Below are 21,855 nucleotides of genomic sequence, written 5' to 3'. Positions count from 1 at the left end.
ACTTCCATCTAGTGGACTAGTTGGCGTGTTTTGATATAAAACTGTTTACCTCGTTAACCAGTTATGAAGCACTACGTACAATAAACCAATTGCATCCGAGTCTGTAAGCGTTCCTTCATGAATACTTTTCAACCATTTTTCAGGAATGACCCCTTTTCTGTCTGATTCGAGATGCTGCAATACAATTGTCGCGGCCGAAACAAGATCTTCCGACATTGGTTTAGATGATTCAACTTTATCATTCTGGGGAGCTGTAGCACCTGTCATTGTGCCGGGTTGTAGCTTTATATAGGCGGCAAGTCCTTCAGCAATCGCTTCACCTTCTGCTCGCAAAAAACTTTCGTTACATAATCTTATTATGTCAACTATAGAATTCGAAAATCCGGCACCTGTAAAAATTGCAGGAAACTCAGTATCACGTAATACGTGAAAACTTGTATGTTTTAAGCCCCCCTCCCTATCTCCCATAGCCTTTACAATTCTAGGCGTAAAAGCTGGAGTGATTTCTTTAGGTTTCAAATTCGATCCATACTGAATCGAAACATATATATCAGCATTCCATTCGTTTGCCCTCCTGGCCCGTTCCGTCATTGAAACAACATTTTCACCAGATGGATCATCAATACGTATTACTTCGACCTCTTTATAGGTCTTTAATTTCTCAATCGCCGCTCTCACGACCTCATTATTACAATTCCACTCTTCGTTATTCTCAGCGATACACTTCAAACCATTACTAGCATCAATCACAATCTTAACCATAAAAAAACTCCTTTTCGTGAATGAAGAACAAAGCTTCAATCACTTTTACATCTATACTATTCGGAGTTTTGGTTGTCATAAAGGCTTTTGTCAGTTTTTGACTGAATTAAGATTAAAAAACCGTTATTTGAATGAAGAATATTCATCAAATAACGGTTCATATTTATGTTTTTTATTCGGAACCTAATCGTGCTTCTGTCATTTGTCTCCAAACAGAGCCTTGTGCTTCTTCACCCTCACCGATTCTCGCAATCGCCATGCGAATTTGAAGTTTCACTTCGAATTCAGGATCGTTCTCGGCTTCTTTTAATGCCGGGAGTGCCTTTTTGGTACCTGTTTCATAAAGGAACATAGCTGCGCGCCAACGAACAAGCTTGTTGCGGTCTGTAAGTAAGCGAATTGCAGCATCTTCAAATCCTTCGAAACCAAGATCACTCATGCAGTCCCCGGCAGTCCGTCTAACCGCCCAACTTTTATCTCTTAATGCTTTTTCAATATAAGGAATCACAGCTGTATCTTCTATCATGCCGAGATAAACTGTGGCAAGTCTCCGAATCGACATTTTTTCGTCATCAAGTGCAAAGTCAAGGAGCGCTACGTCCGTCATATCCGGATCCGGCATTTGATCAAGCATCTGGAAGCGTTTTTCCCACTCATCAACAGCAAACTCTTCAAGCGTTACCTTTCTGCCGCGATGAACGACGTCTCCCTGTCCTTCTCTTGATTGAAGGATGATTTCTTGTAACCGTTCATCTGGATAAGCTGCCTCGACTTCTTGCAAGACGATTTCACCAATCTCCGTTTTTTCGCCATAACGAATTCCATAATCTGCCCATTTCCTAAGCAAAATATAATTTTCGACTTCGGCACCATGCACTTCATCCATCGCTTGAAGGAATCGTTCACTTAGTCCAAAACGTTCTTCAGATTCGCTATCAAATACTTTCACTTGAAGCGGTATATCTTTATACGTTTGCACGTGGACATACACTTCACCATAGCTATCGTCAGCTTTTTCTTCAACTGGTGCCTCGTGATCATTCGACTCTTCATTGATGACTTTCTGAATATCAGCAAGTATGGCTTCCCATGCTACATTACCGGCACGTTCTACCGCCATAAAGTTCATCACGTGATAGATGCCGCGGACACCGTTTATTGCTAGCAATGCTGACATTGGGTGAGGCGCTGTTTCTGCGTCACTTTTTTTATAGTTAAAACTAGTGCCTGCAGGCAACTCAGTATTGAGTACGATTTTCATTGAATTAGGACTTGGTGTCGGTTCAACAGTAACAATCTTCAATTCATTCGCCTCCTTATTGCTTCGGAATGATAGCTTCTACTTTGGCAAGGATTTCTTCCCATTCAACACTAGGATCTTTTTCGATTGCCATGAAATTCATTACATGATAGATACCGTTTATACCCTCCACTTTTAAAAGTGATGCTGCAGGTTCTGATGCAGTTTCGGCATCGCTTTTTCTATAATTATGACTAGTTCCAGATGGTAGTTCGGTATCAAAAACGACTCTCATCGAGTTTGGATTTGGCGTTGCTTCGATTGATATTATTTTCATTAAAATTGCCCCCTATTAAAAGTGTTATGTTTCTTGAAATTCTTGTAAATAAGACCAGCGTTCAAATAATTTTTCGTATTGTGCATTTAATTCCGCAAGTGTTGCTGTTAGCTCTCTTAGTTTATCGTAATCAGAGCCCGCAGACTCCATTTCTGCTTCGGTCTCTTCGATAGTTGTTTCTACTTTTTCCATATCTGCTTCAATTGTTTCCCATTCTTTTCTTTCTGCATAAGACATTCTTTTCTTTTTCTCATGTTGTTCCACTTTCGGTGTTTCAATTACAGGTTTGACTGGTACTTCCTCTGTCGCAACATATGATTCAAGATAATCGGAATAGATTCCCAGCCAAGTATCCACTTTACCAGAACCATCCAACACCCATAGTTTTTTTGAGGTTCGATCTAAGAAAAAGCGATCATGGGAAATCGTTATGACGACGCCAGGAAATGTTTCGATGAATTCTTCTAAAATCGCTAATGTTTCAAGATCCAAATCATTTGTCGGCTCATCTAAAAGAAGAACGTTTGGTTGCTCCATTAAAAGCTTTAACAAATGAAGTCTTTTTCGTTCTCCACCCGATAACTTCCCGATGAGCGTACCATGCGCACGTGTAGGGAATAAAAAACGTTCTAGCATTTGTGAAGCGGATATTCGATTGCCGTCAGCATCCTCAATATCATTTGATGTTTCTCGGATGTATTCGATAATCCTTTTATTGTCATCCATCGTCGGTAGATGTTGATGGAAATGTGCGATTTTCACTGTTGACCCTTTTTCAATTATACCTGCGTCCGGGGGAATTTCTTCTGAAAACAAATTCAGCAAAGTCGTTTTCCCGACACCGTTCGGTCCAACGACTGCGATGCGATCACCCGATTGAAGTAGACATGAAAAATCTTCAATTACTTTTTTATTCCCAAATGATTTGGAAACATTTATTGCTTCAATTACTTTTCTACCTAGTCGAGTCGTTTTTAATCCGACATCCATTTCGTCACTCGTATTATCTTTCTTTACTTGTTCTGCAAGTTCTTCAAAGCGGCCGATTCGTGCTTTTTGTTTCGTCGATCTAGCCCTAGCGCCTCGTTTTATCCACTTTAGTTCTGAACGATATCGATTTTGAAGCTTTTCATCCGTTGCAGCTTGCATTTCATCGCGCAATGCCTTCGACTCTATATAGTCGCCGTAATTCCCAGTGTGCGAATAAAGTTGCGCATTGGAAAGCTCGTAAATATGCGTGGATACTGCGTCTAGAAAATAGCGATCATGTGTAACGAAAATTACTGCACCTTGTTCATGTATTAAATATTCCTGTAGCCATGTAATCGAATTGACATCTAAATGGTTTGTCGGCTCATCCAGTAACAATAAATCAGCGGGTTCAATAAGTACTTTCGCAAGTGCAACCCGTTTTTGTTGCCCACCTGAAAGTTCGCCCATCTTTTTCTCGAATGTATCGATGCCGAGTCTAGTTAAAATCGTTCTCGCTTTCGAATTTACATCCCAGCCTGCCATTCCATCCATTTCGTTTTGAATTTCCGCAAACCGTTCCTGATTCTTTACGGACTCAGGATTTGAAGTCAATGCTTTTAATGCATGCTCATATTCCAAGTTCATGCGTATAATCGGTGCATCACTCATAAATACCGTTTCCATAACCGACAATTCCTGATCAACCTCAGGCTCCTGTGGTAAATATGCAATTCGGTAATTGTTTGGATGGTCCATAGAAACTGAATCGGCATCCCCGACACCTGCAATAATCGACAAAAGCGTAGATTTGCCTGTACCGTTAATACCAATCAATCCTACTTTTTCGCCACTTGAAATGGTGAAAGCGATATTATCAAATAATGTTTTTGCTCCTACTGTATTCGTTAAGTTTTCAACGATTAATTGGCTCATTCATTCACTTCCGTTTCTAAAGCTGTACATGTCTCTATCATAGCTGATTTGGGAGGAAATTTGAAACACTTCGAGTTAATCATGTTGATAGTTTAGTCTTTCAACACCATTTTTCAATCTACATGCATCTTAACAATGAAAATATGCAACTTACCTTATATGTTATTGTCTGCAATTCTCACGAGTGTTACGATTCAGATAACTCAATTCAGTAGAAGTTTACAATTCAATAAGGATGTGATGAACATCGATATCAAAATTGACGAATGTGAGGACTACGAAAAAATCGAAGTATTAATTAAATGTCCTCAAATAGATGATAGGATTTTAAGACTGATTGAACACCTTAAGAAAAATGAAATCCTAATTACCGGTAAAAGAAATGGTCAGGCCTATTCCCTACTTACTAAAGATTTGTATTACATCGAATCTGTAGACAATAAAACTTTTCTTTATCAACAAAAAGAAGTCTATGAAAGTGATCTAAAACTATACGAGATTGAACGAATAGTAGACGGAACAAGTTTTATCCGCATTAGCAAGAACTTAATTGTAAATACGTCGCATATCGAAAGTGTTCGCGCATTATTTAATGGAAGATTCGAAGCAACATTGATGAACCACGAAAAAGTAATTATCAATCGGCATTATGTCAAAGGTTTTAAATCGAAATATCTTACATAGGGAGGAAAAAACTTGATAAATTTCATGCGTTATATCTCAGCAAGCTCCATATCATTCACATTTAGCACCATTTTTTATCTTTTCTTTAGTTATCAAAATGTTTTCCCACCTCTAACCGAAAAATTGATTGTCGATATGTTAGTTATTTCAATCGCAATTATCCTAATGATGTATATGGTGCATTTATTGCCATTTGACAATCCATTACTTTTTAGACTGTTAGAGCTTTTTTCCGTCCTTTTGGTTCTGATTCTTGCAGGAAGCTTTTTTTCAATCTATCCTTTTACTTCTTACTACACTTTCTTCGTCGTTATCATAGGCATATTTACGTATATAGTAGTAATTACCGTAATTTTCTTAGGAGAACAAGCGAGTGCAAGAAGAATTAATAAGGTAATCCAAAAACGTAAAATGGAGGGTTTCAATGAATAAAGTTATCGAAGTAAATGGCTTGTCAAAATCATATGGAAAAGTGCAGGCGGTAAAAGACATATGCTTTTATGTTGAAGAAGGTGCCTTATTCTCATTTCTAGGAACAAACGGGGCCGGAAAGTCAACAACCATTTCGATATTACTTACGTTACTGAAACAAGATAAAGGCGAAGTTAAAGTGAAAGGATACACAGTCGGAAGACATGACAATAAGATTCGTCAGGAAATCGGAGTCGTTTTCCAAGATAGCCTTTTAGATCCTCTATTAACAGTTAAAGAAAATTTAGAAATTCGCGGTTCATTTTATGGGATGTCAAAAAAAGAAAAGAGTAAAGCGATTAAACGGGTAACAACTTTGACAGGTTTGCAATCATTTGTAAACAGGCCCTACGGGAATTTATCGGGCGGTGAGAGAAGAAGAACAGATATCGCTCGAGCGCTTATTCATAACCCATCAATCCTAATAATGGATGAACCGACAACTGGACTCGATGCACAAAGTCGTAAAAACATTTGGAACACAATTATCCAGCTACAAAATGAAACAAAAATGACGGTTTTTCTAACAACGCATTACATTGAAGAAGCTGCAAATTCTGATTATGTAGTTGTCATGAAAAAGGGAGAAATCATTGCGAAAGGGACCCCCGAACATTTAAAAAATGAGTACGCTTCGGATAAGTTACTACTGACGGCCATTAACGATATTGATATGAGAAAAATTCTGGATGCGGAAAAAATCGAATACTCAGTAGAAAAATCTTTCTTCTATCTTCCTCTCCAAGAAACAAAGTCAGCAATTCCATTTCTAGCGAAACATGTAGATTTAATCTCTTCATTTGAAGTGAGAAAATCAAGTTTGGATGATGTATTTCTTGCCATTAATGGAAAGGATGTGGAATTAGATGATCGCCTTCACTAAACGTAATATTTTATTATATTTCCGCGATAAAACGGCTGTTTTCTTCTCTCTTCTGGCAGTCATCATTCTAATCGTCTTGTACGTTTTATTTTTGGGCGATTTGACATCGAAAGGATTACCCGACTTTCCTGCAAAAAAACAATTACTTACGTCTTGGTTCATCTCGGGAATTTTAGCGGTCGCTTCTATGACAACCACTTTGGGTTCTTTCGGGATTCTAGTTGAAGATCGAGCTAATAATCGTATCATGGATTTTTACTCTTCACCTATTTCACGGACTAAGTTGGTTGGGGGTTATATTTCAAGCGCATTGTTTATTGGTTTATTCATGTGCACGTTTACTTTCGTTGTGGCAGAAATTTTTCTTTTACTATCTGGAGAACCTCTACTGACATTTGATAAATCAATCTTGTTAGTAGGTGTAATCCTATTAGCAGTCGTTTCAAGTGCCTCAATGGTTCTTCTAGTCGTCTCTTTTTTCAAGTCATCCAATGCATTTGCCGCAGCAAGTACCATTATCGGGACGCTTCTTGGATTTTTAGCGGGTATCTATATTCCGATAGGTACATTACCAGACTATCTTCAAACTATCGTAAAATTTTTTCCTGTCTCCCATTCTGCCGCTTTGTTTAGACAAATCCTAATGGAAAATTCAATTGTTGATGCTTTTTCAAATGCACCAATGACCCTCAGAGAAACCTTTCTTTTCGATATGGGGGTTACTTATAAAATTTACGGAGAACCATGGACTAAGTTATTTAGCGTTTTTTATTTAATCGGGACGACCATTCTGTTTTTTATTCTTTCGCTTCTTATAATCAATCGTAAACGAAAATAGTAACAGGCAGGTACTTATTTATCCAAGTACTTGCTATTTTTTGTATACATACTTAAAATCGATTGGTTTGGGTATGTCTTTGAAGCGTTGACACAAACTTAATTGAAAGAATCAGTAAGAACATTAAGATAATTCTGTTTGCAATAATTATGTTACAATATCATTATTCTAACATTGAAAAAACGACCATTTTCCAAAAACCTTTAAGAATCAGTATTATAAGACATTAACTAATGGTAAAATTTAATTTTGACTTTTGAAAACGATAACATGTATTATGAATGAATAACAATATGAGGAGGTTTAATGTGTCTAAGTTTACGAAGCAAGAAATTGTCGAAAGTGTCCCACAAAAAGGTTTTTTTGGACACCCCAGAGGTTTATTCACTTTATTCTTTACTGAGTTCTGGGAACGCTTCTCATATTATGGAATGAGAGCTATCCTCGTATTCTATATGTACTATGAAGTGACGAACGGCGGACTTGGATTAGATAGAACAGTTGCCTTGTCAATCATGTCTATATATGGATCACTCGTCTATATGTCTGGGATCATCGGTGGTTGGCTCGCCGACCGGATATTTGGTACTTCGAAAGCTGTATTCTACGGTGGTATTTTCATTATGTTGGGCCACTTAGTACTTGCAATTCCCGGTAATATTACAATGTTTTTCATATCAATGGTATTAATCGTAATTGGAACAGGTTTATTAAAACCGAACGTCTCAAGTGTTGTTGGCGATATCTATTCTGAAACCGACAACCGACGCGATGCAGGATTCAGCATCTTCTATATGGGTATTAACATGGGTGGATTCATAGCCCCACTTATCGTTGGTAGTTTGATGAAGACAAGCTTCCACCTCGGTTTCGGTGTGGCAGCATTAGGTATGTTCTTGGGACTTGTCATGTTTGTCTTGACAAAGAAAAAGAATCTAGGACTCGCTGGAACACAAGTTGCAAATCCATTGGCACCTGGTGAGAAGAAAAAAGTGTATACAACTTTCGCAATTTCGGCGATTGTTCTTGCAGTGCTTATTGCAATTTCAATTCCTCTTGGCTGGTTAACTTTCAATTCGTTTATCGCAATTGTCGGAATCCTTGGTTTTCTAATTCCAGCGGCATATTTTGTTGTTATGTACAGAAGCCCGAAAACGAACGATGTGGAACGTTCACGGATTATTGCATTTATCCCACTCTTCTTAGCATCTGTTATGTTTTGGGCTATAGCGGAGCAAGGGTCAACAATTCTTGCACTTTATGCGGATACACGAACGAACTTAAATGTTATGGGATTCCAAATTTCCCCGGCATGGTTCCAATCGTTTAACCCGCTATTCATAATTACACTTGCACCATTTTTCGCTTGGTTATGGGTAAGACTCGGTGATCGACAACCTTCAATTCCACAAAAGTTTTCATTAGGATTACTGTTTGCAGGTTTGTCGTTTATTGTTATCTTGCTACCAGGTTATTTAGGCGGGTCGGATGCACTTGTTAGTCCACTTTGGCTAATCCTTAGTATTTTCATGGTCGTGTTAGGTGAATTATGCTTATCACCTGTTGGATTGTCTGCAACAACAAAACTTGCACCAGCGGCATTCTCGGCACAGACGATGAGTCTTTGGTTTTTATCGAATGCAGCTGCACAAGGTTTAAACGCGCAACTTGTTAAATTTTATTCACCGGAAACTGAAATGTTGTATTTCGGTATTATCGGAGGAACTGCAATTGCACTAAGTATCTTGCTGTACTTCATTTCTCCATTGATCCAGCGCTATATGAAAGGTGTACGTTAATATCAAATAATACAGCTACCCTTAATTGGGTGGCTGTTTTTTATTGGATGAACAATATTCCCTTCCTTGAATATACTTAAGAGAATGTGTTTGACAAGAAAGGGGAATAGTATGACGAACAATTACTGGAATCATCAGCCATACAATCGGTATAGTAGAATTTCTATTGAGGATGCAATGAGTATTGCTATGTCACAAATACAGGGCGAAATTGTGAAAGTTGAACTGGATACTGAAAATGGCAGGCTGGTATATGAGGTAGACGTTGTTACTATGCAAGGTATTAAGTATGAACTAGAGATTGATGCTCAAACAGGCCGAATTACAAAAATAAAACGTGATTAGATAAAAAAGGTCAGTTCAGTACTGTTGGGCAAAGTGAATTGCCTGCAGACTGACCTTTTTCGATTAACGGGTTAAATAATTCTTAATCACATGATATGTTTTCATCTTTAAGTGAAGGAACGATTCATTCATGGATTCTTCTCCTGTAACGCCTTCCCCTACGACCGAATGAACTTCAGTAAATATAGGTTTCAATAATTCCCTACTTTCTTCATCCACAAGTCCGGAAACCAAAATTACCGGTTTGTCATGCGTATTTGCAATTTCCGCTATGCCGAATGGGGTTTTCCCCGAAAATGTTTGTGCATCTGTCTTTCCTTCACCAGTTAATATTAGGTCAGTATCCTCAATATGGCTTTCAAAAGATATCGCTTCCAGAACCACATCAATTCCACGCTTCATTTCAGAAGGGAAAAATGCTTGAAACGCCCCGCCCGCTCCTCCGGCGGCTCCAGCACCAGATTTATCACGCAAACTAATTCCGGTCATCTTTTCAGTGATTGTCGAAAAATTCCTCAGGTTATCATCCAGTATTTTAACAGTTTCGCTGTTTGCACCTTTTTGTGGTCCAAATACATAAGAAGCGCCATTATGTCCAACAAGTGGATTATCAACATCTGAAGCAATGATAAAATTACACTCGGCTATTCGCCTATCAAAAAAGTTAAGGTCAATGCTATGTAGTCCACCTAATGCGCCGCCTCCTTGAGGTAATTCATTGCCTGTCCGGTCAAGAAATTTCATGCCTAATGCTTTCAACATCCCTGTTCCTGCGTCATTGGTGCTACTGCCCCCAAGACCAATGATGAACCTTCGATAACCTGCATCTAGTGCATGAACGATCAACTGACCCGTTCCGTAAGAGGATGCAAGAAGCGGATTACGTTCATGCTCACCAACTAACATCAAACCGGATGCTTCAGCAAATTCAATGACGCATGTTTCTTCGTCACCAAGGACACCATAATCGGCATGGATCATCTTTCCCAATGGACCAAATACGCAGTGGGTAGTTATTGTTCCGGAAGTAGCCCCGATTAAACTATCCATCGTCCCTTCCCCGCCATCAGCCGCAGGCAATACCTTTATATTTATCGAAGCATCATATAGATGAATTCCTTCCTTCATCGCATTCGCTGCTTGCATTGCCGTTAAACTTCCTTTAAACGAATCTGGTGCGATTATGATCTTCAAAAATCCATCTCCTAACTAAAAACATTTATACATAGAATTATAGTGAAAGGTAGAATTTTTTGCATTATAAATAAAATTCAACTAACCTCTCACGATCAAGTAAGAGGTTAAAATAGCGTATCATTAATCGATACTACGCCTCCTTTTCCAATATCGCTTTACCGCCTGAATACATTCCACTTGCGGACAATCCCATTAACAACCCGATAAGAATTCCCTCTTTCACATTATATGGATGAACGTAAATCACCCCGGCCATCACGCCGAATAGTAACGATGCTAGCGGCAAAAACCACTTTTTTCTAAAACCAGCATACTTCAGCACCTGGACTAATCCGATAATGAGCGGAATAAGCGCGACATCGTAAATTTGCATAAGACCTTCCTTTCTTGATATATATGAAGAGAATATAAATCTTTATTTTTATACACGGATATAGTAATTTATGCAATGGGAATGGGGATATGAAAATATCGTGGGATAGGTGAGTGTCAGGAGATATATCCTTTCCTTTGTATTATTATATTCATCTCGTCTGGTTTCGCCCGTTTTCTTAAAAGTTACTTCATGTTTAATAAACAACTTTAAGTGGAACTTTATAGGTATACTGAAAATGTGTATACTAGAATTATTATGGAGGTGTGCTTAATGGATTTATTATTGTACGCAAGCGCGCTCATCGCCGCTCTCTCTTTATTATTAATCGCAATTTTTGTCGTGATTACTTTAAAAAGCGCTAAGCAAACGATGGGCGAAGTATCTGAAACATTAAAGCGAGTAGAAAATAAAATTGGCGGGATTACCAAACAGTCAGAACAACTACTTGAAAAAACCAACAAAATTGCTAATGATGCAGAAGTCAAAATGGCAAACTTTGAAACACTATCGACTACGGCAAAAGATTTAAGCAAAACAACAAATCATATGAACCAATCATTTAGACAGATTTCGGATCAGGTTGCAACCCCACCGAAAAAGTATTCAGAGCTCATGCAACAAACGAATGCGATTACCGAAGTAGCAGCGCGTCTGTATTATGGATTTAAACGCGAAAAAGAAAAGAGGCGATAAATATGGGCTTGTTGGAAATTGGCGTACTTATTATCGGTATAGCATTTGCGGTTCTTGTGCTATTTCTAATAAAACCGATAAAAAAACTGACCGATGTACTGGATAATTTGAAAAAGACTACAGAAAAATTACCAGAGTCTTTTGTTACGATTACCGATCAAACGACTTCAGTTTTGCAAGAAGGGAACAAAACAATTGAAAATGTGAATGATCAAGTAAAAGAATTAAGACCGATTTTTGAAATTGTAGGAGATGTCGGTGAAGCATCACAAGAGTTATCGCATAGCACCCTACAAAAAACAATTGCATTAAAACAAAAAACGTCCAATGCCGTTGAATTTGCAAATCGAAAAAAATATGAAGGGTTATTTGGATTATTATCTATGATTTATTATTTGAACCAGAATAAGAATATCCTGAAAGAAAAAATTTCAAAAACAAAATAAAATAACGTGTAGTGGATGATAATCCGACTACACGTTATTTTTTGTGTTCTCCAATCTGGATTGTACTTTCATTTGTTCGATTTCCATTGCCTTTTTCTCGCCTACATCATATAGTTTTCGTGTGGACTTTTTAGGTATTTCACGTTTTATATCATTGCGTCTTTGAAACAAATAATAACCAAGCGCAACGGTACCGTATACTCCGCCTAATCGTTTATTTTGAATCTCTGGGTCCACGTTCTCCAACTTCTTTTTTGCTGATTTAGTAGCATCTACAAGAGACGATGATAATGTACGTGTTGATTCACCTACATCTCCTACTATCTTGAAATAGGGTGTTAAAGTTTCCAGCTTTTCATTAACATCAGCTAATGTATCGTTGCTATTGTGAAGTAAATTCCCACTTTCATGGAGTATTTTATCAAGTTGATTTGGAAGTTGATCAACTGTCTTATCTACACCGCGAATCACGCCAGCTAAATTATTTAATACGCGCGAAAAGTAAATGGCTAATACTAAAAAAGCAATTCCTATAAGTAATACGCCGATTCCAACTAAATCCATTTCCATATTAGGTCCCTCATTTCAATATTGTCATCATAATGATGCTTCCTTGCCTTTTCTCCAAGAGCGAATAAGACCAAAACTAAATTCTCCATATTGTATTGCGCGTACGAACGGCTTTGTTCCGCGTAAAGATTTATCAGTTGCATATTTATCGGTTCTAGATTCCAACGCCCCGGTTATAGTTGCAGTAGTATCCCCTACATCTTGAATCGCCAGAAATAATTCATTCGTAGAGGCAAGTTTTTGATCAATATCAATTGCCGTCACATTCATCTCTACAATTGTCGCTTCCATCTCAGTAATCATTTTATCCAACTTTGTTTCAACTTCAGCGGTTGTTGATCCAAGCGTAGAAATAACTGTAGATGTTCTTAAGAGAAGCTTTGCGACATAAATTGCAACGAGTAGAAACGAAATTGCAATCAGAAATACGCCAATATTAACGAGCATAATAAAACAACATCCTTTCGTTTCCGAGTATATAACCCAACCAATAGCTTCATTGTAAAGTTTTCTTTGGAAATGGGCAAACATATACGCGCCCATTATTTATTAATAAACTGTAAAGGTTGTGTAAATAATGGTTAGTTTAATTATCGTTTTGATCCTTGTGTTATTTGTTCCGTTTTTATCGAAAACTGTTGAGCGCAACTTGGAAGTTTTTTTGTTTCTTATGGGCGTAGCCGCAGTACTTGTCAGTCATGTCCTGGACTCAACTTTGCTTATTAAAGTTTTCAACGATCCATTAAAGATATCGTTTGCAGTTCTAATTGCCGGTTTTTTATTTAAGTGGTTTCAGGCACCTATTGAAAAAGTTATTCTAGGTTTAAGTAAAGCAATGCCGTTAAGGTTGTTCCTCCTATTAACAGTAATCACGCTCGGACTTGTTTCGAGTGTAATTACCGCAATCATTGCCGCGATTGTACTCGTAACGATTGTTAGCGTTCTACGTCTCGATCGAAAATCTGAAGTACGCTTTGTCGTATTAGCTTGTTATTCTATCGGTCTTGGCGCGGTGTTAACACCCATCGGAGAACCTTTATCGACAATTGCAACGAGTAAGTTAGAAGAAGACTTTTTCTATTTACTGCAATTGATTGGTCCTGAAGTTGTTCCAGGCGTTATTGTATTCGGAGTGCTTGCCGCGGTCCTCATTAAACCAAGTAAAAAATTCAACAAATCCTTCATAAAACATAAAACTGAATCCTACTCGGATATAATCATTCGCGGTTTTAAAGTGTATTTATTTGTGATGGCTTTAACACTGCTCGGAGCTGGTTTCGAGCCATTTATCGAAAAATACTTACTGAACTTAAACCCGCTTGTTCTTTATTGGATTAATATGATCTCAGCTGTTTTGGATAATGCGACTTTGGCAGCTGCTGAGATTAGTCCCGCTATGGAAGTTCCAACTATACAAGCAATTCTATTAGGACTGCTAGTAAGCGGTGGGATGTTAATACCTGGGAACATTCCAAACATTATTGCTGCTGGGAAGCTATCGATTACAAGTATTGAATGGGCGCGTTTCGCCGTTCCAATTGGTTTACTAACAATGGTTGCTTATTTCATTGTCATTCTTACAATTGCCTAATTATACAAAAATGAAACGTACTGAAAGGTGTTTGGTAACAATGGCTAAGTTTTCATCTCCTATCCATTTACGATATAATTAATAGGGGTGATAAAAATGGATATTAAACTTTACTTAAAAAGGTTTCATGCAGGTTCTTTTACAGAAGTTTCACTTCAAAATTTAAGTGAACTCCAAAATTCCCATTTACAGCATATACCTTTCGAAAACTTAGATGTGATTCGGAATAGACCCATCTATTTAAATCTGAAAACAATTTACGAAAAAATTGTGTACCAACATCGCGGCGGATATTGTTATGAAGTGAATGGTTTATTTCATGCATTATTATGTGATTTGGGCTATGATGCGCACCTCGTTTCCGCGACTGTATTAAGACAAACAGGTAAATGGGCCAAAGCGGATACCCATGTAGCCATTCTCGTTAATCTGGAAGATGAACCTTACTTAGTTGATGTTGGATTTGGCGCAGCCACGCCTCGCCTACCGATACCGCTGAACGGTGATAAAAAAACGGATGTAACTGCTACGTATTCAATTTCAAAATTTGACGATGGGTTATTTGATTTGGTCTATGAAGTCGATAACGAGAAAAGGATATTGTATCGATTTAATAATGAGCCTAAAAATCTACTGGACTTTCATGAGGGATGCATATTTAACCAAGTTTCAAAAGACTCTACATTTACGCACCAGGATATTGTTACAAAAGCGACACCAACTGGTAGGGTTACGCTAACAAATCACACAGTAACGATTATTGAAAATGATCAGCGGGAAAAAGTTAATCTGTCTGAATCTGAAAAACTGCAAGCTTTAAAGGATTTATTTAATATACAATTATGATTTGTTTATTTAGGGGGAAAAACAATGTGGGTTTGGCTCACTATTATTTTAAGTGGGGGTTATTTACTAGGATGTCTGCATGGAGCTCGCATTGCCCAGCTTATTTCTGGCGTTAATCTGAAAACTGAAGGCGTTAAAAACTTTGGTGCATCAAATGCAACAATTGTACTTGGAAAGAAGTACGGCGCCCTTGTTGCGGCAGTTGATATTGGAAAAGGCGTACTTGCAGTAGTTTTCGCTGGTACGATTGCATTTCATACTAATTTATCTGATGAAAATAGCTTTGTCATAGTTTTTGCCGCAGGGGCCACGGTCGTTCTAGGTCATACTTTTCCGTTTTATATGAATTTTAATGGAGGCAAAGGAACTGCAACGGTCATTGGCATCTTATTCGGGATTGATTGGCGTTTCGGTTTAATCGCTTTTGTTATCTTTGTTGCTGTCGCACTAGTAACAGACTATCTCGTATACGGTGTTTTGATGCTTTATGTTTCATTATTTATTTTCGCGATTTGGTTTCCATCCGGAGTCTGGCCCGCAATTATCGCATTTGCTTTATTCGCCGTTGCCGTTCTTAAACATGTAGAGAATATACAACGGATGAAGCGTGGCGAAGAAAGTCGAATCTCTGCTGTTTTCAAAAAGGGACAGAAATAATAACTAGGAGAATAATGATAATGTGTTTAATAAACTTCCATCTACAAAATCATCCAAACTACAAATTGATTGTTGCGGCAAATCGCGATGAATTTTATGCGCGCCCTACCCGACCTGCACAATTCTGGGAAGACGAGCCCAATCTCTTAGCTGGGCGCGATTTAGTGCAAATGGGCACATGGTTGGGCATTACAAAAAGCGGGCGATTTGCGGCTTTAACAAATTACCGCGACCCAGCTCAATTTGGTGTAGTTAAACGGTCACGCGGCGAGATTGTCCAGAACTTTTTAGTTGAAGATACTTCCCCGTTAGACTATATACAACAGCTAAGCGAAAATAAGGATCTATATAATGGATTTAATATTGTTATCGGGAACACAGATAGACTACATTATTATAATAATATTAACCATCAAGTAATGGACATTCCAAAAGGTACACATGGTCTAAGTAACCACTTTCTCAATACGCCTTGGCCGAAAGTAACAAAAGGAAAAATAATGTTGAAAGATTATGTAACAAAGAATGAAATAGTCGATGCCGATGAACTCTTCACTATTTTACTGAATGCGGAACTAGCTGAAGATGAAAATTTACCGAATACGGGTGTCGGACTAGAACTTGAACGGCAATTATCCCCCCTATTCATTCAAACGCCCGATTATGGTACTCGGTGTTCTACTGTATTATTCGTTGATCACGATAATAATGTGACATTCATTGAACGAACATATGAAAACGGGCAATTAAAACTTGAAAACAACTATTCTTTTCAAATCTCTTATTAGTATTCATGTAAGTAAACTAATAATATTGACATTTCCAATCTATTTATTGGTACAGAATTCTTTTATTTGTTATGGTTACTATGTAAGCAACATTATAATCTGGGGAGTGAGAATGAATGAGTAATAATGAAAATCAAAAAAAATTCACTACAGCTGCCGGTGCTCCGGTTGTTGACAATCAAAACTCAATGACAGCGGGCCCAAGAGGTCCTATGCTACTCCAAGATGTATGGTTCTTAGAAAAGATGGCTCATTTCGATCGCGAGGTTATTCCTGAGCGACGCATGCACGCCAAAGGTTCCGGCGCGCATGGTACATTTACGGTTACGCATGATATCACAAAGTACACAAGCGCAAAGGTTTTCTCCGAAGTTGGTAAGAAAACAGATGTCTTCGCTCGTTTCTCCACAGTTGCTGGTGAACGCGGTGCTGCAGACGCTGAACGTGATATTCGCGGGTTTTCACTTAGATTTTATACGGAACAAGGAAACTGGGACGTTGTTGGAAATAATACACCTGTATTCTTTTTCCGAGATCCATTACAATTCCCTGACTTGAACCATGCTGTTAAACGTGATCCGCGGACAAACATGCGAAGTGCAAATAATAACTGGGATTTCTGGACATCATTACCTGAAGCACTTCACCAAGTAACAATTTTGATGAGTGATCGCGGTATTCCAAAAACGTATCAAAATATGCACGGTTTCGGAAGTCATACATTTAGTATGATTAACGCTGAAAACGAACGAGTTTGGGTTAAATTCCATTTCCGTACACAACAAGGTATTGAAAATTTAACGGATAAAGATGCTGCTGAACTTGTCGGTGTCGACCGTGAAAGTCATCAACGTGATTTATATGAATCTATCGAAAACGGCGATTTCCCGAAATGGAAAATGTACATCCAAGTGATGACAGAAGAAGAAGCAGCTAACATGCCGTACAACCCATTTGATTTAACAAAAGTATGGTATAAGAAAGATTTTCCACTTATTGAAGTAGGAGAATTCGAACTAAATCGAAACCCGGACAACTATTTTGCGGAAGTAGAACAACTGGCAGTTACACCAGCCAACGTCGTACCAGGCATCAGCTTCTCACCTGACAAAATGTTGCAAGGTCGCCTGTTCTCATACGGCGATGCACAGCGTTATCGTTTAGGCGTTAATCACCATCAAATTCCGATTAACCAACCTAAATGCCCGGTTCATAGCTTCCACCGCGATGGCGCCATGCGCGTTGACGGAAACTTAGGAAGTACGCTTCATTATGAACCAAACAGCTACGGCGAATGGCAAGAGCAACCACAGTATAAAGAACCTGCCCTTGATATTCATGGTGCCGCGGACCGTTGGGATTTCAGAGAAGATGATGATAACTACTTTGAACAACCAGGAAAACTGTTTAACTTAATGAACGATGAGCAGAAACAAGCGCTATTCTTAAATACAGCTGCTAATATGAGCGGTGTCGATAAACATATTAAACTTCGTCATATTACACATTGCTATAAAGCGGATCCTGCATATGGTGAAGGTGTAGCAGAAGCACTTGGCATTCCGTTGAATGAAATCGAAGCTGCTGCAGCCGCATCATTCGAACCAAAATAACAAGTAAAAACAGAGTAGCGATTCGCTACTCTGTTTTTATATCAAACTAATTTAGTAGTCATAATTCCCTTACCATCTGCCACGCTTAGCTCCCCAAAAGCGCCGTTCACAAAAGTCATTTGCGGTGGAACATGTCCAATATCTGCATCATAAACAACAGGGACGTCCGCTAACTCGGCAATTCTTTCTAAAGCTTCGATATAAGTAAAGTCCTCTTCTGCTGCGCCTGCATCGGTTCGACCAAATACTATTCCTGAAGCGTCATCAAACCATCCGGCATAGTAAAACTGTAAGAGCGAACGGTAAAAATCGGGCGCATCCATATCGCAATTCTCCAGTACCCATATGATTTTCTCATTCGGTATAAATTTCTCGCGAAACGATTTAATATCCCCGAAAGGCGTTCCGATAAGGTGTCGAATCGTATCGATACAACCGGACAAAATTCTACCCTCTACTTGCACGGGAGTATTCCCGATTGTCTTCCATTCAGTTTGCGCATCTAATTTAAATACATATGGTTCAGGAGGCGCAAAATGTTGCCACTCTGTTTGATACATTTCGGATGAATATTGAGTAATTATATCCCCTTTCGCTGCAGATAAGACTTCCATGAATTTGGCAGTGACGGGATCCCACTCATCACTTCTCAAATCGACGAAGTTTGTCCCGTGAACCGTAGCAATCCCTGTTAATAATGTGATTGGCAAAAGCAGCGTACTAGTATCTGAGTAACCCATGAGCCACTTTGGTTGTAGTTTTTGAAAATCGATAAGCGGAAGCGTTTCAGATAGAAATTCACCACCCCATGGTGGAATTATTGCACCTACTTCATCTTTCATCATCATTTCCCTAAATTCTAACACTCGAATTGCTGGTGAAGCGGATGTAAGTTTTTCATTCGACCATGCGGTGTCCCCGAGTTCAACAGCATATCCACGCTGTTCAAATTGATGAGCCGCTTTCCTTAGAATATGATGAAGTTCACTATCAACCCCAGCTGACATAGCGCAAACGCCTATTGTCTGTCCTTTCTTCAAAGGACTTGGATAATGAATCATAGACACACTTCCCTTTTACCTTCAATTTTACATTCATCTAAATCTTACCATACCAGGAAACTAATTCCCCAAAAATTTAAATGGAAAACAGTTTAAGCAATTCTGCATTGCTTATCAGTTTTCCATTATAGAAAAGCTCAAGGTAAAAATAATAGCGTCGAGGAAATCCTATCAATATGGTCTTTGTCTGCCCATAAGATAAAATAATTATACGCGTTTCCATTAAGTTGGATTGGGTCAGGATACTTTACAATATAAGCCGCCTGCCCATTCATGTCTGCAGGTTGATCGGCCGAAGGTAAAATCGTGCATGCTTCTATTGTTTGATTTTCGGAAGGTATAATTATTGGCGTTGAGCCATAGGGCTTCAACTTTTGAAAAGCTTCATCGTGACAGATGTCCTCAATATTATCGGAACCAAAAATCGCCGATATTTGAAAAAAACCGTCGGTACCGATATAATTTTCATCATTAATTTTCATCCAACTTGCAGGATATTGGAAATTAACATCAAAAGCCTCATTTGTATAATCCTGTTCAGCTAAATCTAAAAGTGGTTCAGGCGACCAATTCAATGACATGATTGTGAACCCTTCAAGAAGTCGGGTAGGCGCTGGGTGAGCAAGTTCAATCAGCCACATCTCTTTTGCAAATTCATTTTCAGTACATCCCGATAAATAAGCTATTTTTAATCCGTCAGGTGACCATGTTACTGGAGTGGAGTAGCAATTTGAAACGCCCCAGATATGATCATCGCCACCTTTTCGGTCTACAGATCTAATTTGCGAGAAATATGAATTGTTCGCAAAGTTAGTTGCGCTATAAGCAATCTTTAGTGAATCTGGTGACCAGTCAGGATAATAGTTTTTTGCCTCAGGTCCCCCTTTTATTTCATATACTTTCTCAGTTTCTAGTTCTAGCGTATTGATGATTGAAATACTTGCACCTGGGGTTGTATATAATACAAAACTTCCATCGGGTGATAATCGAACGTTTTGTAATAACCCATTTTCATTATGTGTAATTTGTTCCTTTTCGGTTCCAAAAATTCGGCTTCGATACAGTTGACTGACTCCGGAATCATCTAAGGCTTGAAACAATAATTCCTCTCCATCTGGAAACCAGTTAATCTCGGATGCACCTAGTTGTTCCACTACTGTCCCAACATGTAATGTCGTATTATATACTTGAATGATGCCGCGGGCTGCATAAGCCAAATGGACGCTATCTGGTGACCAATCTAATCCGAAATCACCCCCTTCAGTTAATTGATCAATTGCCCCAATTGAACCAGAAGCAACATAAATAACATAAACCACTCGATTTTTTCCTACAAATGCGATTCTGCTGCTGTCAGGCGACCACATCGGAATCGTAAAAGTGTCACCCAACCCATTCGTTAATTGTATAGTTTCTCCGTTCCGAAAGTTATATGTCCAAATATCAAATTGTCCACCTTGATTGGAAGTATAAGCAATAAAGCCAGAACCTCCTGGCGAGCCATACGGAATTTCCAGCCTCATGCCAGGACTTATTGTTTCGTTCGGCAACTTATTTTGTTTTTGAATAGCATCTGTATCAATTCCGTATTCCGTTACGACATTGTAACGCTGCGCAATTTTATATAATGAATCTCCTGGTTGAACAACATAATATAAAACACCAGGGGGAATCTTTAATACTTGGTTTACACGTAAAAGATAAGGTGATGTTAATTTGTTGGCCTCAACAATAACAGATATCGGAAGCCCAAATAATTGTGCAATCCGATAGACAGAATCACCGGATTGTACGTGGTATTCAATAACACCGGAAGGGATGGATAATTGCTCACCAACTGAAATTGTATAGGGGGGTTGTAAATTATTTGAAGCGACAATAGCAGCCAGGGGTAGCTGCCATCGTGTAGCAATGTTTTTCAATGTCTCATTGTGGCGCACGGTATAAAAATACTGCAAAAAAACACTTCCCTTCTATATTAAGGACAGTATTCTACCCATAGCTATGTTATTCGTCCATGGGTAAAAAAGTTCGCTAATAAGAGAAGTGTAGTTTATGCGTAAATTGATCAATTGGTCTTTGAAACATACTTTTGAGCGTCTATATATAGACTTGCCATTCCACCATATAAACAATGAAAAAAAGCATCAGGAGCATTTAATGAAAATGAATTATAATTCTTTGGATTAATGTCCAACATCGTTTCAAATAAGTTGGCACTGTTGTCAAAAGCATAGAAACAATAATAGGTATAGTTGAATTTGGGCATTTGTTCAAAAGTCGTAACGATTTCATTTGCATATTTATCAATATTATTCGACGCTTTTTGGACCATTGAAACCGCGTCCTCTAAAGTCAACTCGATATTCACGGTATTATCGTTAATTATGTTGACTTTTACCATTGCAAAAACCCCCTTTTATTTCAGCTTTGTAATTTTCACTTGAAATGTGGTCGGACCTCGTTCAATATATTCCCAATCGAATTTCCCTTCATGTGTTGATTCTAATTGGAAACGCAGTGGAATAGGATCATGATCATTGACGATTAACATCGACTCGGAAGGTTGTAAACTCTCGTATGTTTCGTAAATTGTTTTGTGTTTTAGATGCGGCGGATACTCTGTCACCTTTATTACTGAAGTGTAGTTTGTCATTGGTGTTTCCTCCTTTATATTTTCACCTTAATTAAAGTATAAGCTTGTATGATAATTAGCGCTGTGATTCAAGTCACAAAATAGGCATTTCAATAAA

Annotated in this window: 25 protein-coding genes; 13 read left to right on the top strand and 12 right to left on the bottom strand. The window is 38.4% G+C overall.

Annotated features, from left to right (window positions below; translation table 11 throughout):
* Positions 1 to 45 precede the first annotated feature (45 nt).
* The 4 genes from J4G36_RS04430 to J4G36_RS04415 form a co-directional block, all read right to left on the bottom strand.
* Positions 46 to 762 (bottom strand): N-acetylmuramoyl-L-alanine amidase family protein, encoded by a 717-nt coding sequence (locus J4G36_RS04430; protein WP_210468859.1) that lies wholly within the window; start codon positions 760 to 762, stop codon positions 46 to 48.
* Positions 763 to 934: 172 nt separating this feature from the next.
* Complete coding sequence (locus J4G36_RS04425; protein WP_210468858.1) at positions 935 to 2,065, bottom strand: conserved virulence factor C family protein; 1,131 nt, start codon at positions 2,063 to 2,065, stop codon at positions 935 to 937.
* Between the two features lie 13 nt (positions 2,066 to 2,078).
* The gene (locus tag J4G36_RS04420; RefSeq protein WP_210468857.1) at positions 2,079 to 2,339 is read right to left on the bottom strand and encodes a NifU N-terminal domain-containing protein; all 261 of its coding nucleotides are present in this window, start codon (positions 2,337 to 2,339) and stop codon (positions 2,079 to 2,081) included.
* A 24-nt stretch (positions 2,340 to 2,363) separates the two neighbouring features.
* The gene (locus tag J4G36_RS04415; protein WP_210468856.1) at positions 2,364 to 4,244 is read right to left on the bottom strand and encodes an ABC-F family ATP-binding cassette domain-containing protein; all 1,881 of its coding nucleotides are present in this window, start codon (positions 4,242 to 4,244) and stop codon (positions 2,364 to 2,366) included.
* Positions 4,245 to 4,484: 240 nt separating this feature from the next.
* On the opposite strand from J4G36_RS04415, the gene J4G36_RS04410 reads away from it, so the two are divergent.
* The 6 genes from J4G36_RS04410 to J4G36_RS04385 all read left to right on the top strand — a co-directional run bounded on the left by J4G36_RS04410 (position 4,485) and on the right by J4G36_RS04385 (position 9,264).
* Positions 4,485 to 4,928, top strand: a complete 444-nt coding sequence (locus J4G36_RS04410; protein ID WP_210468855.1) for a LytTR family DNA-binding domain-containing protein — start codon at positions 4,485 to 4,487, stop codon at positions 4,926 to 4,928.
* A 12-nt stretch (positions 4,929 to 4,940) separates the two neighbouring features.
* Entirely contained in the window at positions 4,941 to 5,360 is a 420-nt protein-coding gene (locus J4G36_RS04405) for a hypothetical protein (RefSeq protein WP_210468854.1), read from the top strand.
* Positions 5,353 to 6,282 carry an ABC transporter ATP-binding protein gene (locus J4G36_RS04400; protein ID WP_210468853.1) on the top strand — a complete coding sequence of 310 codons (930 nt, stop codon included), beginning with the start codon at positions 5,353 to 5,355 and terminating at the stop codon, positions 6,280 to 6,282. Before J4G36_RS04405 ends, J4G36_RS04400 begins: the two co-directional genes overlap by 8 nt.
* The gene (locus J4G36_RS04395; RefSeq protein ID WP_210468852.1) at positions 6,266 to 7,120 is read left to right on the top strand and encodes an ABC transporter permease; all 855 of its coding nucleotides are present in this window, start codon (positions 6,266 to 6,268) and stop codon (positions 7,118 to 7,120) included. The genes J4G36_RS04400 and J4G36_RS04395 overlap by 17 nt, the downstream gene beginning before the upstream one ends.
* Before the next feature lie 308 nt (positions 7,121 to 7,428).
* Positions 7,429 to 8,919 carry a peptide MFS transporter gene (locus J4G36_RS04390; protein ID WP_210468851.1) on the top strand — a complete coding sequence of 497 codons (1,491 nt, stop codon included), beginning with the start codon at positions 7,429 to 7,431 and terminating at the stop codon, positions 8,917 to 8,919.
* Between the two features lie 84 nt (positions 8,920 to 9,003).
* A complete protein-coding gene (locus tag J4G36_RS04385) occupies positions 9,004 to 9,264 on the top strand; it encodes a PepSY domain-containing protein (RefSeq protein WP_368668760.1) in 261 nt (86 codons plus the stop codon).
* Between the two features lie 63 nt (positions 9,265 to 9,327).
* Here J4G36_RS04385 and J4G36_RS04380 read toward each other — a convergent pair whose 3' ends face one another.
* Together J4G36_RS04380 and J4G36_RS04375 are read right to left on the bottom strand one after the other, a co-directional pair.
* Entirely contained in the window at positions 9,328 to 10,458 is a 1,131-nt protein-coding gene (locus J4G36_RS04380) for a glycerate kinase (RefSeq protein ID WP_210468849.1), read from the bottom strand.
* Between the two features lie 133 nt (positions 10,459 to 10,591).
* On the bottom strand, positions 10,592 to 10,834 hold the full coding sequence (locus J4G36_RS04375) for a hypothetical protein (protein WP_210468848.1): 243 nt from the start codon (positions 10,832 to 10,834) through the stop codon (positions 10,592 to 10,594).
* Between the two features lie 273 nt (positions 10,835 to 11,107).
* Here J4G36_RS04375 and J4G36_RS04370 point away from each other — a divergent pair, with 273 nt between their 5' ends.
* Both J4G36_RS04370 and J4G36_RS04365 read left to right on the top strand, forming a co-directional pair.
* Positions 11,108 to 11,530, top strand: a complete 423-nt coding sequence (locus J4G36_RS04370) for a DUF948 domain-containing protein (protein WP_210468847.1) — start codon at positions 11,108 to 11,110, stop codon at positions 11,528 to 11,530.
* Positions 11,531 to 11,532: 2 nt separating this feature from the next.
* Positions 11,533 to 11,976 (top strand): DUF948 domain-containing protein, encoded by a 444-nt coding sequence (locus J4G36_RS04365; protein ID WP_210468846.1) that lies wholly within the window; start codon positions 11,533 to 11,535, stop codon positions 11,974 to 11,976.
* A 27-nt stretch (positions 11,977 to 12,003) separates the two neighbouring features.
* Here J4G36_RS04365 and J4G36_RS04360 read toward each other — a convergent pair whose 3' ends face one another.
* A complete protein-coding gene (locus J4G36_RS04360) occupies positions 12,004 to 12,546 on the bottom strand; it encodes a DUF948 domain-containing protein (RefSeq protein ID WP_246880398.1) in 543 nt (180 codons plus the stop codon).
* Positions 12,547 to 12,573: 27 nt separating this feature from the next.
* A complete protein-coding gene (locus J4G36_RS04355) occupies positions 12,574 to 12,993 on the bottom strand; it encodes a DUF948 domain-containing protein (protein WP_210468845.1) in 420 nt (139 codons plus the stop codon).
* A gap of 127 nt (positions 12,994 to 13,120) precedes the next feature.
* Here J4G36_RS04355 and J4G36_RS04350 point away from each other — a divergent pair, with 127 nt between their 5' ends.
* The 5 genes from J4G36_RS04350 to J4G36_RS04330 all read left to right on the top strand — a co-directional run bounded on the left by J4G36_RS04350 (position 13,121) and on the right by J4G36_RS04330 (position 18,041).
* Positions 13,121 to 14,137 (top strand): DUF1646 family protein, encoded by a 1,017-nt coding sequence (locus J4G36_RS04350; RefSeq protein ID WP_210470416.1) that lies wholly within the window; start codon positions 13,121 to 13,123, stop codon positions 14,135 to 14,137.
* 96 nt (positions 14,138 to 14,233) lie between these two features.
* Positions 14,234 to 14,983 (top strand): arylamine N-acetyltransferase family protein, encoded by a 750-nt coding sequence (locus J4G36_RS04345; RefSeq protein ID WP_210468844.1) that lies wholly within the window; start codon positions 14,234 to 14,236, stop codon positions 14,981 to 14,983.
* A gap of 24 nt (positions 14,984 to 15,007) precedes the next feature.
* Entirely contained in the window at positions 15,008 to 15,640 is a 633-nt protein-coding gene (locus tag J4G36_RS04340; RefSeq protein WP_210468843.1) for a glycerol-3-phosphate acyltransferase, read from the top strand.
* Positions 15,641 to 15,660: 20 nt separating this feature from the next.
* On the top strand, positions 15,661 to 16,428 hold the full coding sequence (locus tag J4G36_RS04335) for an NRDE family protein (RefSeq protein WP_210468842.1): 768 nt from the start codon (positions 15,661 to 15,663) through the stop codon (positions 16,426 to 16,428).
* 116 nt (positions 16,429 to 16,544) lie between these two features.
* On the top strand, positions 16,545 to 18,041 hold the full coding sequence (locus J4G36_RS04330) for a catalase (protein WP_210468841.1): 1,497 nt from the start codon (positions 16,545 to 16,547) through the stop codon (positions 18,039 to 18,041).
* Positions 18,042 to 18,082: 41 nt separating this feature from the next.
* On the opposite strand, the gene J4G36_RS04325 is transcribed toward J4G36_RS04330, so the two are convergent.
* From J4G36_RS04325 to J4G36_RS04310, 4 genes are all read right to left on the bottom strand, one after another.
* Positions 18,083 to 19,081: a S66 family peptidase gene (locus J4G36_RS04325; RefSeq protein ID WP_368668722.1), complete on the bottom strand. Its 999-nt coding sequence runs from the start codon at positions 19,079 to 19,081 to the stop codon at positions 18,083 to 18,085.
* Positions 19,082 to 19,239: 158 nt separating this feature from the next.
* A complete protein-coding gene (locus J4G36_RS04320; protein ID WP_368668721.1) occupies positions 19,240 to 21,042 on the bottom strand; it encodes a LysM peptidoglycan-binding domain-containing protein in 1,803 nt (600 codons plus the stop codon).
* Between the two features lie 128 nt (positions 21,043 to 21,170).
* On the bottom strand, positions 21,171 to 21,506 hold the full coding sequence (locus J4G36_RS04315; protein ID WP_210468838.1) for a hypothetical protein: 336 nt from the start codon (positions 21,504 to 21,506) through the stop codon (positions 21,171 to 21,173).
* Between the two features lie 15 nt (positions 21,507 to 21,521).
* The gene (locus tag J4G36_RS04310; protein ID WP_210468837.1) at positions 21,522 to 21,758 is read right to left on the bottom strand and encodes a DUF2249 domain-containing protein; all 237 of its coding nucleotides are present in this window, start codon (positions 21,756 to 21,758) and stop codon (positions 21,522 to 21,524) included.
* Positions 21,759 to 21,855 lie beyond the last annotated feature (97 nt).

It is taken from the genome of Sporosarcina sp. 6E9 (assembly GCF_017921835.1).
Lineage (GTDB): Bacteria > Bacillota > Bacilli > Bacillales_A > Planococcaceae > Sporosarcina.
The sequence above is the reverse complement of the archived record's forward strand: the minus strand, read 5'-3'. Positions and strand labels throughout refer to the sequence as shown.

Excerpts from the sequence above, each read along its gene's own strand:
- J4G36_RS04430 (WP_210468859.1), bottom strand. The coding sequence starts at position 762 with ATGGTTAAGATTGTGATTGATGCTAGTAATGGTTTGAAGTGTATCGCT.
- J4G36_RS04420 (WP_210468857.1), bottom strand. The coding sequence starts at position 2,339 with ATGAAAATAATATCAATCGAAGCAACGCCAAATCCAAACTCGATGAGA.
- J4G36_RS04415 (WP_210468856.1), bottom strand. The coding sequence starts at position 4,244 with ATGAGCCAATTAATCGTTGAAAACTTAACGAATACAGTAGGAGCAAAA.
- J4G36_RS04410 (WP_210468855.1), top strand. The coding sequence starts at position 4,485 with ATGAACATCGATATCAAAATTGACGAATGTGAGGACTACGAAAAAATC.
- J4G36_RS04400 (WP_210468853.1), top strand. The coding sequence starts at position 5,353 with ATGAATAAAGTTATCGAAGTAAATGGCTTGTCAAAATCATATGGAAAA.
- J4G36_RS04395 (WP_210468852.1), top strand. The coding sequence starts at position 6,266 with ATGATCGCCTTCACTAAACGTAATATTTTATTATATTTCCGCGATAAA.
- J4G36_RS04385 (WP_368668760.1), top strand. The coding sequence starts at position 9,004 with ATGTGTTTGACAAGAAAGGGGAATAGTATGACGAACAATTACTGGAAT.
- J4G36_RS04375 (WP_210468848.1), bottom strand. The coding sequence starts at position 10,834 with ATGCAAATTTACGATGTCGCGCTTATTCCGCTCATTATCGGATTAGTC.
- J4G36_RS04370 (WP_210468847.1), top strand. The coding sequence starts at position 11,108 with ATGGATTTATTATTGTACGCAAGCGCGCTCATCGCCGCTCTCTCTTTA.
- J4G36_RS04365 (WP_210468846.1), top strand. The coding sequence starts at position 11,533 with ATGGGCTTGTTGGAAATTGGCGTACTTATTATCGGTATAGCATTTGCG.
- J4G36_RS04360 (WP_246880398.1), bottom strand. The coding sequence starts at position 12,546 with ATGGAAATGGATTTAGTTGGAATCGGCGTATTACTTATAGGAATTGCT.
- J4G36_RS04355 (WP_210468845.1), bottom strand. The coding sequence starts at position 12,993 with ATGCTCGTTAATATTGGCGTATTTCTGATTGCAATTTCGTTTCTACTC.
- J4G36_RS04345 (WP_210468844.1), top strand. The coding sequence starts at position 14,234 with ATGGATATTAAACTTTACTTAAAAAGGTTTCATGCAGGTTCTTTTACA.
- J4G36_RS04340 (WP_210468843.1), top strand. The coding sequence starts at position 15,008 with ATGTGGGTTTGGCTCACTATTATTTTAAGTGGGGGTTATTTACTAGGA.
- J4G36_RS04335 (WP_210468842.1), top strand. The coding sequence starts at position 15,661 with ATGTGTTTAATAAACTTCCATCTACAAAATCATCCAAACTACAAATTG.
- J4G36_RS04330 (WP_210468841.1), top strand. The coding sequence starts at position 16,545 with ATGAGTAATAATGAAAATCAAAAAAAATTCACTACAGCTGCCGGTGCT.
- J4G36_RS04315 (WP_210468838.1), bottom strand. The coding sequence starts at position 21,506 with ATGGTAAAAGTCAACATAATTAACGATAATACCGTGAATATCGAGTTG.
- J4G36_RS04310 (WP_210468837.1), bottom strand. The coding sequence starts at position 21,758 with ATGACAAACTACACTTCAGTAATAAAGGTGACAGAGTATCCGCCGCAT.